General features: G+C 31.7%; 8 protein-coding genes. 3 read left to right on the plus strand and 5 right to left on the minus strand.

Features of this window, described 5'->3' with window-relative positions; genetic code table 11:
* Positions 1 to 58 precede the first annotated feature (58 nt).
* The 3 genes from bla to M0M57_RS13855 all read right to left on the minus strand — a co-directional run bounded on the left by bla (position 59) and on the right by M0M57_RS13855 (position 5,434).
* Entirely contained in the window at positions 59 to 847 is a 789-nt protein-coding gene (gene bla, locus M0M57_RS13845) for a subclass B1 metallo-beta-lactamase (protein ID WP_248433644.1), read from the minus strand.
* Positions 848 to 986: 139 nt separating this feature from the next.
* The gene (locus tag M0M57_RS13850) at positions 987 to 4,439 is read right to left on the minus strand and encodes a P-loop NTPase fold protein (protein ID WP_248433645.1); all 3,453 of its coding nucleotides are present in this window, start codon (positions 4,437 to 4,439) and stop codon (positions 987 to 989) included.
* Between the two features lie 71 nt (positions 4,440 to 4,510).
* Positions 4,511 to 5,434: a PIN domain-containing protein gene (locus M0M57_RS13855; protein ID WP_248433646.1), complete on the minus strand. Its 924-nt coding sequence runs from the start codon at positions 5,432 to 5,434 to the stop codon at positions 4,511 to 4,513.
* Positions 5,435 to 5,720: 286 nt separating this feature from the next.
* Here M0M57_RS13855 and M0M57_RS13860 point away from each other — a divergent pair, with 286 nt between their 5' ends.
* Positions 5,721 to 6,554, plus strand: coding sequence for a CvfB family protein (locus M0M57_RS13860; RefSeq protein ID WP_248433647.1), 834 nt, complete (start codon positions 5,721 to 5,723; stop codon positions 6,552 to 6,554).
* A gap of 1,823 nt (positions 6,555 to 8,377) precedes the next feature.
* Here the strand turns inward: M0M57_RS13860 and M0M57_RS13865 are convergent.
* Together M0M57_RS13865 and M0M57_RS13870 are read right to left on the minus strand one after the other, a co-directional pair.
* Positions 8,378 to 9,580: a serine hydrolase domain-containing protein gene (locus M0M57_RS13865; protein ID WP_248433648.1), complete on the minus strand. Its 1,203-nt coding sequence runs from the start codon at positions 9,578 to 9,580 to the stop codon at positions 8,378 to 8,380.
* 148 nt (positions 9,581 to 9,728) lie between these two features.
* Complete coding sequence (locus tag M0M57_RS13870; RefSeq protein ID WP_248433649.1) at positions 9,729 to 10,841, minus strand: C1 family peptidase; 1,113 nt, start codon at positions 10,839 to 10,841, stop codon at positions 9,729 to 9,731.
* 126 nt (positions 10,842 to 10,967) lie between these two features.
* Between M0M57_RS13870 and M0M57_RS13875 the strand changes: the two genes are divergently transcribed.
* Positions 10,968 to 11,807 (plus strand): 1,4-dihydroxy-2-naphthoyl-CoA synthase, encoded by an 840-nt coding sequence (locus tag M0M57_RS13875; RefSeq protein ID WP_248433650.1) that lies wholly within the window; start codon positions 10,968 to 10,970, stop codon positions 11,805 to 11,807.
* Between the two features lie 21 nt (positions 11,808 to 11,828).
* On the plus strand, positions 11,829 to 12,458 hold the full coding sequence (locus M0M57_RS13880) for a PH domain-containing protein (protein ID WP_248433651.1): 630 nt from the start codon (positions 11,829 to 11,831) through the stop codon (positions 12,456 to 12,458).
* The last annotated feature ends 1 nt before the right edge of the window (position 12,459 follow it).

The raw sequence follows: 12,459 nt of genomic DNA on the forward strand, positions 1-12,459 counted from the left end.
TTTCGTGCTATTAAAGAAGACATAAGGTGGAGCTGCCTTAGAAAGCATTTTGAATAGTTTACTTAGATTCAAATTTATCCTCACCAAAATGTTTCGTCTTGAATAAATCAATTGTATAATCCAGTAATTCAGCATTTCCATATTTTCCATGACCGGGAACAACAAGCGTTAGGTTTGGAAATCTTTTTTTTATGTTCTCAACGGTACTTGACCAAGCTTTTATATTGGCATCTCCTAAATAGCCTTTTTGAGCACCTAATTCTTTAATTAAACAGCCACCAAACAATAACTCTTCGCTTGGAAAATAGCCAACAACATTATCTTTCGTATGTCCTTCTCCAAAAGACTTTGCTATAATTGTTTTATTGCCTACTTTCAGTAGTAGTGAATCTTTAAAACTGTTTTGAGGAACAATAAAATTATTTTCTTTTGCAAGTTCAATAGTTGTTAGATAGGCATAGGAAGGTATTTTGTTAGTATGAAATGATTTGAGTCCTCCTAAACAATCATCGTGAAAATGTGTTGGAATAATACCTTTTATTTTATATTGAAGTGTTTCTTTTATCCATTTAATCAATTCGTCTGCACTTTTGTCGTTTACGGGTGTGTCAAAAATAATTACTTCTTTATTATCTGATACGATTAGGCCGTTACAAGGAACATTACCAAAATCATTGGTTTGCAAGAATGACGTGTGTATAAAAGAATTTTCTGTTATTTGGGTCACTTGCAAAATAGCCGACTCGTAAACTAGTGTAGGTTTAAAATCTTCTTCTTTTGAATTTTTACAAGTAATGAGTGAAACAGCTAGTAGGATAGTGAGTAAAATAGCGAGGCCGACTTTCATTTTATAATTGTTTTTTAATTGGAATTGATTATTTGCTGCGAGGTCGGGAGACGCTAGCAGAACTTTGTGCTATCAAAGAAGACGTAGCGAGAGCTTGGAGTAGGAACGTGACGCTAGCACTAGCGGCGGAGTAGCTATGTTATAAATTAAATTGATTTTTTAAATTTTCAAAATAAGAATCTTTATTTTCGATATGTACTTTTTCATCGTAAATTTTTATGAATTCTTTAATCTCATCAAGATAGTTAGTTGAATTATTATCTTCAATGATATTTATTATAAAAGGTTTTATCTTACCAAATATAGTAACATTACTTAATTCAAGTTGTGAATATTTACTTAAAAGAGATTTTGAAAGGTCAATGTCGTTATTTTTGTAGAGATTTTCTTTTAATGAAATGAAAAATTCGTAATCAGATTGATTAATTATATAATCACTAGATAATTCAATAATACTGGGATTCTTTTTTAATTGTTCATTAAAAAATTTCTTCTTGCCATCAAAGTTTGTTCTAAGGATATTTATAACATTTCGACTTTTATTATTAATAAATTTTAAATTTTTGATTAGCCTATTTATACAACTTACAGCTAGGTCCTTTTCGTCTATTTTTACTCTATTTTTATTCAATTCCCTTAAACCAAGATTTTGTTCTTCTTGATTATCAGAAGTAACTAACGCAATTATTTGATTTGAATATTTTTTAAAATCATAAAAATCTAAATCTTTTATTTTAAATAAAATAGCATATAATTTTTCTCTTTCAATTAAATCATTGCCTAACTGAATATGATTTAAAATGTATTCGGCAGTTTTTAAAGAGTCTGGAATAATAATTTTTTTGCTATCTAATATTTCCGTGAACAAATCTATTTCATTAACAATCCATGAGTTAAATAAAAATTGTTTTTCTTCGTCACTGAAGTAATTGTAAAAAACTTTAAAATAATCAAAACTTAAATTTGATTTTGTAAGTAAAACATTTTTATATTCTACTTCTTTAAATAATGTTTCAATTTCAACTTTCTTTATTATGCTGTCATACATTATTTGTGCATCTATTCTTCTATCAAAAAATGACTTTATTCTTAATTTAAAATCATCTTTCTTCGTTGCACTTATATTGGAAACGTAATTATATGTAAAATAGAATTTAAAAAACCATATTGAATTTTTGTAATTGGATTCTATAAATTGACTTTTGATTGTTTCGTATAATTGATCTGATTCTATTGTTGGAACATGATTAGTAGTATTATGAATTTTTGTAAATAATATAAAATATTTTTCTAACATTTTTTCCTTTTGATTTTCATCAAATTTTAGACCTACAACATATTTTATTTGATTGTTTATAAAAATACTGATTTGAGTATTTAATTCAACATTATAAAATGAATCTTCATAGTAGGAGATTAAGTCTAAAATTTTAATGATTGTTATGTAATCATTTTCACTTTCTATATTCATTTCCTCAATGTCTGCCTCAAGAAATAAATTTATATTTTTAATTATTTCTTTGATATATTTTGAAGAAGCTAACTTTTTTCTGAGATTTTTATCAGTTGAAATTCTATCAAATATTTCTAAGTTAGTTGAAAATTTATTTGTTATGATATTTCTGATTTTATCTAGTTCTTCGAAGTCAAAATAGTTATTGTTTTTAATAAACATCTCTAATAGATCATTTATATACTCTCCGGAATAATAACCATCTTCGAATTCTGTATCATCATGAAAATTTATAAAATCTGCAATCCATTGTCTTTTTAGTTCTCTTATAAAGTTGTTTCTTAAATAGTCTTCATAAACTTTTTCAAATATTTGGCTGACAATATTTTCAGAATTTATAAAGGAAATATTTTGTGTTGAATTTTTAAATTTATCATAAATTACTCTATAGGTTATTGTATGTAATGTGATCTCGTAATGTTTTGTCAGAAATAATAAACCATCAATAAATTTGCATACTAAAATCGAATTTTTTGTGTTTCTTATTTTTTGTTGTATAATGAAATTAAAATCTTCTAAATTTTCTCTTATAGATAACTTATCAAGATATTCGAAATCTTCACCTAGTTCAAATTGTCTCTCTTTGTTAAGATTTTTGTTTAAATCATTTACATTGATTATGTTATTTATTTCCTGAGTTTCAATCATTTTAATTAACCTTTCACTATTAGGAAATTTTTCTTCAAATTCACTTTTTCGCAATTTAAAGAACACATCTAGTGAGTTAATTTTTATGTAACTTGTTAGGGTAAGAAATTTTTTAAAGTCAGATTCATTTACATCTTTAAGAAAATTTATTTCTTTAAAATTCTTTGAACTAATTTCTTCTAAATCATAAATTAAATTACTTTTTAGATATTCCATTACATCAGGGAATTTTTGAACAAGTAGTAAATACTTTGCAAATTGTGCCATTTGATTTTTTAAATTAAAGCCAGAAATGTTTCTCTTTTCTATCAATAAAAAATTAGATATTAGTATATTGACATATTGAATTATTTGTCTTGGATTTTTATCAAAAACAAGAACAATCAAAGCCGCAATATCTTCATTATCTAATTCTGCGATTTTACTGTTTTTTAGACATTGTTTTGCAAGTTTTTCTAACTCATTCGTATAAAATTCAGGAATCCATATAATTGTGTTAAAAAACTTTCTTAAATACTCACTAGAATAAGTTTCATAATCCTTATCATCTTCTTTATAATTAAGAGATTTTTTTAAATGTCTTTTAATAGCTTTCTCATCACATGGAATTATAAAAGTTACATCCTTATCTTTTACGCTTTCATCAATAGGGTCTAGAAATGTTTTAATGGTAGACATTATTTCTAGGGCTTTATCTCCATTAACTCGATCAAGATTGTCAAAAACTATAATTAATTTTTCTTTTTTGAGCCCTTCATTCAAAATTCTTTTAAATTCATTTTCAAATTCATTTGGGTCTTTAAATTTATCTTGTGTAGTAGTAATTTTTTTTACTTCAATAAATTGATTGATATATTTAAATAAAACAGAGAAGGATAAAAGGGAAAAAATAGAAATTACAATTTGTCCTATCACATTTGATAAATCTATTAGATTTAACCAAATATCTAAAATAAGGGAAAATAAAAGAAAAGGAAGCAACAAACCTGAAGATATAATTAAGAGTGCAAAAAAATGAGGTTTTATCTTTTTCCAATTCAAAATTTGAATCTCATCATTAACGACTTTCGTATTACTAGTTCTTTCGTCTAGCTCATACTTTAAAGAAAATACTTTTTCATCATTATATTTTTTTAAATCCTTGACAAGATGGCTTAAAAAAGTTCTTCTTAATGAATCTCCTTCGTGCTTCCAGACATCAAAGATTACTAATGGAATTTCATTTTTTAGTTCTTCTTTTAATGAAACAGCAATACTACTCTTCCCAGATCCCCAATCTCCATATAGTCCAATAGTAAAGGATTCAGGTGATTTTTTGACTATTTTTTTTAGTACCGATACGATTTCTTTATGACCAAATGAAAGAGAAATGCTATTATTTGCCTTAAGTGGCTTTTCTGATATGAATTGAAAGTCATTCTTTTTGATCATAGTAAAAAGTAATTTGTATAATTATACTTAATTTTTGATAATAAATCTTAATGAAACTCCTTTAAATCTATCTACTTTATATTTTTTATATTGTTCATATATTCCATAGCTCTCTGTATCCTCATTGAAAACTCACGGCTTTCATTTATCATTTTCAAATTTTCTGACGCTTTACCCATTGCTCTAACTGTATCGTAAATTGAAAGATTATTTGAGAACTTTATCACTTTTTCCTCTTCTTCAATCATTTCTTCAGTAACTGGAATTTGAACTAGTTGAAATGCTTTACTTAATTTGTCAGTCAGAAAAATCGTTTGTTTTTTGCCAATTCGTTGAATAAATTCTTGCCTTAACCAATCGTTTATATATGATTCATTGTCATAGATTACTCCAAAATCAGTATCCCTAGTTACTAAAATTATATTTTTTTTATTTTCTTCAGCACATTTAATAATCCATTCCCAATTAACGGCATCACCAATTGAATTATCATCTTTTTTTCTTGGAGGATATCCCAGATTAAATCGTTTATTTGCCAGTTCTCTAATTTTGAATCGTATCTCATTTTTTCTATCAAGATTTATAGGCGATTTGTTTGTGAAAATATTTTCCAAAGACTTGTATACAGGGTCTTTTATATTGGGGTTTTTTAAAACTTCTTCAATAAGAGTTTTTAATTTTTTTTGAAGTTCATCTATTTCTTTTTTTGATTTTTTCATTTTCTCAACCGCTTCGTCATTAGAAAAAATTGTAGGAACATTTAGATTAACACTTATTTTATTTATTTCAGTAATAGATTCAAGAATTGCACTCTGTCTATTTTTCTTATATTCCATTTCAACTTGACTTGAAGTAATTATCAAATTTTTATGTTTTACAATTTCTTCTAAATATTTCATTGATACATTGGATTTTCTGATTCTGTAAAAATCGAGATATATATTAGTATCAATGAAAATTAAAGAGTCGCTTTTTGGAATGTTTTTTTCTGTCATTTCTTTTAATTATATTAAAATTATTCAAAAGGGTTTTAATTTTAGGTGTGTAACAGATTATTATTTTAAATATTTATAACTCAACCTTTATCAAACCTAACCAATTTTAACATATTTTCAAACTATTACAAAATTACTTTTTAACAAATTAACTAAATAAATTTATATTCATTTTACGGAAATCCGTAATCAACTTAAAAAATCAATAACAAGTCATCACCACATCCCCACATTAACCAATTGCCACATCGCCACATTTTCCCTACCTTTGCCCAAAATCATCCTTATGCTTACGATTGGCGTTCATCATACCCTTAAAATTGACCGAAGTACCCAAGTGGGTCTGTTTTTAACCGACGGAAAAGACGATGTGTTGCTTCCTGTTAAATATGTTCCGAACGACTATGAAATAGGGCAGGAGCTTACTGTTTTTGTGTATTTGGATCATGAGGAACGTCCTGTTGCTACTACGCTAAAACCGTATATCACGTTGGGTGATTATGCTTTTTTGCGGGTGAACTACACCAACCAGTTTGGTGCTTTTTTAGATTGGGGTTTGGAGAAGGATTTGTTTGTTCCGTTTAAAGAGCAAGCCCGCCCAATGGAGCAAGGCAAACGCTATTTGGTGCATTTGTTTCTGGATGACCGAACGAATCGTTTGGTGGGTTCCAGCAAGATTAATCAGTTTTTAGACAAAGAGCCTTCGGGCTTGGAAAGCGGTGAGGAAGTGCATTTGATTATTTCACACATTACCGATATTGGTATTAATGTGATTATTAATGGCAGGTTTCGCGGATTGGTGTATAAGAATGAGGTGTATGATGATAAAATTCGTCCGGGCGACAAAACGAAAGGGTTTGTGAAGATCGTTCGCCCTGATGGTAAAATAGATGTTTCTTTACATAAAGTAGGTTTTGAAAGTATTGAGGAGAATGCTCAAGTGGTGCTGGACGAACTGAAAGCAAGTCGCGGTTTTCTTAGACTGACGGATGATAGCCATCCTGAGGATATTAAAACGGTGTTGAAAATGAGTAAAAAGACGTTTAAAAAAGCGATTGGTGCTTTGTATCGTCAGAAGTTGATTGAGATTAGGGAGGATGGGATTTATTTGGTTAAGTAGGGTTGAAGGTTTCAGGTTTGCGTCTTTGCGTCTTTGCGAGAAAATAAAAATTGTAATTGACTTAGACTGAAAACTGTAACTGAAATTTTTTTTCTAAAACAAAACACGGAAAGCACAGAAAAGAGATTCCTACGGAATGACAAGATTGTCTGAAAAATGAGTGTGAGATTCCTCATGCTTCGGAATGACAAGATTGTGTGAAAACTGGGACTGAAAACTATTTTTTAACCATATAAGTTTTTTAAGTTTTTTGATGCGTGGAAGTAAGTTTAAGTTCATTTAAGTTTTGCCACTAAGGCACGAAGTAGCTAAGTTTTTTAAGTTTTGTATAAGACACAAAGTCTCCGAGGTTCTAAAATCTAACAATCTAACAATCGAATAATCCAACAATCGAATAATCCAACAATCGAATAATCTAACAATCTACCAATGATTACTAAACCCAAACTATACCTTTCGCTAAGCATCTTCGCTTTCATCCTTTTGTTTTTAGGAATAGTGAAAAGCTTTTTTCCTATTACTTTGTTTGGGGTGACTTTTGATTTTATTTGGATTCCGACAGCTTTGTTGGTTTTTTTTATGCCTTTGCTGAATTGTGTGGAAATCATCAAAAACACGGATGAAATCAATATTCTTTATTGGATTGGACTTTTGCTGAATGTTATTTGTATGATTTTTTTACTGCGGCATTTGGGGATTGGGTTTGAGGAGTATAGTTTTTAAGGTTTTTGCCACTAAGGCACAAAGTTGCTAAGGCTTTTTCACGCCGAGTCGCGGAGACGTAAAGGAAGAAAACGTAGAGCTTTGCGTCTTTGCGACTTTGCGAGAGAATTAAGAATTATGTGAACAGCTTTTTCTCACTGAAAGCACTGAAAGCACAGAAAAAAGATTCCTACGGAATGACAAGATTGGGGTAAACTTGGTGTGAGATTCCTACGGAATGACAAGATTGGGGGGAAACTGGGAGCGAGATTCCTACGGAACGACAAGACTGTGTGAAAACTAGGACTGAAAACTGTTTTTTACAATATAAGTTTTTATTTTTTTACCGCTAAGGCACGAAGTAGTTAAGATTTTTTCACGCAGAGTCGCGGAGACGCAAAGGAAGAAAACGTAGAGCTTTGCGTCTTTGCGACTTTGCGAGAGATTAAATTTTTGGAAGGAACTTTTACTAAATACTTTTTCTCACAGAAAACACGGGAAGAGATTCCTACGGAATGACAAGACTGTGTGAAAACTGTTTTTTACAATATAAGTTTTTATTTTTTTACCGCTCAGGCACGAAGTAGTAAAGATTTTTTCACGCAGAGTCGCGGAGACGCAAAGGAAGAAAACGTAGAGCTTTGCGTCTTTGCGACTTTGCGAGCCAATAAATTTTGATGGAACTTTTACTAAATACTTTTTCTCACAGAAAACACGGGAAGAGATTCCTACGGAATGACAAGACTGTGTGAAAACTAGGACTGAAAACTGTTTTTTACAATATAAGTTTTTATTTTTTTACCGCTAAGGCACGAAGTAGTTAAGATTTTTTCACGCAGAGTCGCGGAGACGCAAAGGAAGAAAACGTAGAGCTTTGCGTCTTTGCGACTTTGCGAGAGAATTAAGAATTATGTGAACAGCTTTTTCTCACTGAAAGTACTGAAAGCACAGAAAAAAGATTCCTACGGAATGACAAGATTGGGGTAAACTTGGTGTGAGATTCCTACGGAATGACAAGACTGGGTGAAAATTGGGACCGAAAACTTTGGCCTACAACCAACAACAGAAAACACAGACAACCGACAACAGACAACGGACAACAGACAACGGACAACAGAAAACTACTCCTTATCATTCAACTCAAAAGGATAATCTCCAAACAAAGCAGAAAGCTTCATCGCTTGATACGTTTTTTGAGTGTACTTGTTCGATAAAGCAATAATCACAATCGTGTCCTTTTTTAAAGTTGTGTAGGATGAGGTATTTCCGTGCCACCAACCGTTGTGGTAATGCAAAGTTTGTCCGGTTTCCCATTCGCGGAGACGAATGCCTAAGCCGTAGTTTTTTACGCCACGTTTTTCATAGCTGTAGCCTTTTAGGGCTTCTTCCCATAAATCTTTTCGGAGAAATTCAGTTGAATAAGTAGCCAAATCGAACTTCACTAAATCACGTGGAGTGGAATAGACGTTTTTGTCACCGTAAATAGCATCAAACTGATCCCAACCGTGATTGACATAACTGGACTTGTAGGATTGACTTACGTCCTTTTTTTGCTTTTCAAAGTCAATTACAAACGTATCGTTCATGCCCAGCGGGGTGAATATTTGCTCTTGCATTGCTTCGGCATAACTTTTTTCGGTTACTTTCTCAATGATGAGAGCCAGCATGGCATAATTGGTGTTGCAGTAATTAAATTTAGTATCGTTTTTGGCTAACAACGCAAATTTGTATCGTTTTAAATAATCTAACACATCAGCATTGGAGAGGACTTTTCTGGAGTTCCAACCTTTTATGCTTTCGCTGAAGCGGGAATAGTGCGGCAATCCGCTTCTGTGGTTCAACAGCGTTTTAACAGTTGTATTTTGATAGGGAAAGTCGGGTAGGTAGGTTTGGACTTTCTCGTTTAAATCGATTTTATTTTCTTGTACTAATTTTAAAACAAGTGTGGCAGTCATTACTTTACTCACCGAAGCTAAATGCAAAGCAGATGTTTCCGAAATCGGTGTTTTGGTAGCAAAATTGGCATAGCCTTTATAGTCTTCGAAAATGATTTTTCCGTTTTTGGCAACTAATAATGCTCCGCTAAAATCGGATAATCCTATTTTTTTGCTGTAAAATTCAGAAACCTGTCTTTCTTTTTCAAAAGCATAATCTTCTGAAACAGGATTCAATTTTAATGAAAAGGGTATAGTGATTAAAGAAGAATCTATCGATATAATTTCTTCTTCTACATGTTGAGCTAAAAGCGGAGCTTCCTCTTTTTTCTGACAGGAAAAAGTGAACAGTATGGTGGAAATTGCAACAGCAATTGATAATTTAGACATTCGCAAGTGGGGTATTCAGTTTGTTGGAAAAACAAAACTAAACTTTTTAAACTTAAAATTATCTAAATTATATCAATTTTAGGATTAATTTTCAACAGGTAATTAACAAAAGCTTCTTTGTCTTTCGAGGAAAGATTAATAGTATCAATTATAAACTCAACGCTCTTTTTGTATTGATAAGTAAAGCATCTTTGTGCACCAAAACGGAAATTGTTTTCAATTTTAAATAAGCTACACTCATATAAATATAACCATCATTACCCAAATTTTCCGTTCCCCACGAGTTTTTTACTTTATAATACAGATTTCCTTTTTGGTCTTTTACTTTCCCAACAATGTGCATTAAATGATCGTCTTGTGTAGTTAGATTTTCAAATTCCTGTTGACGGTATTGAGGAGTAATTTCTTTTTCAGGTTTGATTTCGGTTAAAATAGTTTTATTATTTACTTCATCAGCCGGAACAGCCGCAACGCCATATTTTCCAGAGAAATAAGGTTCGCTCACATCGCAATCTAATGCTAATGTGAAACCTTTATCTAACGCATTGTCAATGTTTTGAATAAATTCATCTAAAGGTAAATTGTAAAAGCTTCCGTTCGAAAAATTATCAGGAATATTGATGATAAATGATTTGTAAAACGGTTGGTGTGTAAACGATGTCAATGAAACATAAGAATCCGGATTGATTTTGGTGTAAGTTAAAAACGAAGAAGGTGTATATTTTTTTCCTTCAAACGAAAATTCTGTTGGATTCTTTCCTAAATAAACATCCAACACGGCTTGCACCGATTCTTTCCATTTTGGAGATAACTTTTTACTCGGATTATCCACAAAAACTTTCAACATTCCTTCCAAAAGAGCTTGCAATTCGGCATGGTTGTGTTTTTCTTCTAAGCCATTCAAGCCGGTGTAAACAGAATTGGGAACCAAACCATATTCTCGAACACTATTAATAACGTCATGTGAAAGCCCACCTTCGCTAAAATTTGCTTTTCCTTGACGCATCACATAATTCTCTGCTTTTTTTGGATAGGTATTTCTAACATTATACATTTCAGATAAATCAATCTTTTTTCCGGTGAGCCGAATAATTTCTGCTTCCAAAAAAGAAGTAGTAGAAAACGACCAACAGGTTCCGGTTACACCTTGTGAAATGACCGGAGTAGCTTCAATTTCTTTGATGGTTTGAAATTCATACGTTTGTGAAAAACTTAAAACAGAAACGAATAAAAAAGAGAAAAGAGTGATTTTTTGTAACATCATGTTGTATTTTAGTAATGTAATTTACTTGAATTAAGTCATTTAAAAAGAAATGATTTTTTTCATTCTTAAATTTCTTTATTTCAAAAGTTAAAAATAGTATTTTTACGCTTAAATCACATTAGTATGGCAGAAATAAATTGGCAAACCGCAAAAGAATTTGAAGATATAACCTATAAAAAGTGCAACGGCGTAGCCCGAATCGCTTTTAACCGACCGGAAGTCCGCAATGCCTTCCGACCCAAAACCACCGCTGAATTGTATCAAGCATTTTATGATGCTCAGGAAGATACCTCGATTGGTGTAGTATTACTTTCCGCAGAAGGACCATCGCCCAAAGACGGCATTTATTCATTTTGTAGTGGTGGCGATCAACGTGCTCGTGGTCACCAAGGTTATGTGGGCGAGGATGGAATGCACCGTTTGAATATATTGGAAGTGCAACGATTGATTCGTTTTATGCCAAAGGCCGTAATTGCCGTTGTTCCCGGATGGGCAGTTGGTGGTGGTCACAGTTTGCACGTGGTGTGCGATTTGACTTTGGCCAGTAAGGAACACGCTATTTTTAAACAAACCGATGCTGATGTAACGAGTTTTGATGGCGGTTATGGTTCTGCTTATTTGGCTAAGATGGTCGGACAGAAAAAAGCTCGAGAAATTTTCTTTTTAGGAAGAAATTATTCGGCACAAGAAGCATTTGAAATGGGAATGGTAAATGCCGTGATTCCGCATGACGAATTAGAAGATACAGCTTATGAATGGGCTCAGGAGATTTTAGCGAAATCACCAACATCTATTAAAATGCTGAAATTTGCAATGAATTTGACGGATGACGGAATGGTTGGTCAGCAAGTTTTTGCAGGCGAAGCCACTCGTTTAGCCTATATGACCGAAGAAGCGAAAGAAGGTAGAAATGCCTTTTTGGAAAAAAGAAAGCCTAACTTTGAGAAAAAATGGATTCCATAATCCTTTAAAAACACATCTACTTTGGAAGAATTTACAAATTCAACGGTTTCATTTGATTCGTTGCCAAAATTTGAAGCAGTTCCGTTTCAACCACTAAATAAAAATTATTTGAACGTGGTTTATATCAGCAATGCTATTTTTTCATTGGTATTGGCTGTTGGACTTACATTATTTATAATTTTTAATGAAACAGTTCGGCAAAATGTAATCCTTTGGATTTCTATTCTTGTTCTACTAATTGCCCTTTTGTTTTGGACGTCTAACATCAGTTTCAGAAAAAAAGGATATGCTCTTCGGGAGAAAGATATTTTGTTTCGGAAGGGAATTTTATCAACGACTACGACGGTGATTCCGTTTAACAGAATACAGCATGTGGCTTTATACGAAGGTGTTTTTTCGAGAATGTATCAATTGAGTGAATTGCAGGTTTACACGGCAGGCGGAAGCAGCAGCGACTTACATATCCCGGGTTTGCCGAAAGAAGAAGCCGAAAGCATCAAATCGTTTTTATTGAATAAAATTACTGTGTTGGAGAAAGAATCGGTTGAATTGACTTCAAAATTGGAAGAAACTTCTTCAGAAGATATTCAATTTGAACATCAATCAGCTAAATTACCCGAATCAGACTCAGAAAACGAAACTACAAACTAAT

It is taken from the genome of Flavobacterium azooxidireducens, assembly GCF_023195775.1.
Lineage (GTDB): Bacteria > Bacteroidota > Bacteroidia > Flavobacteriales > Flavobacteriaceae > Flavobacterium > Flavobacterium azooxidireducens.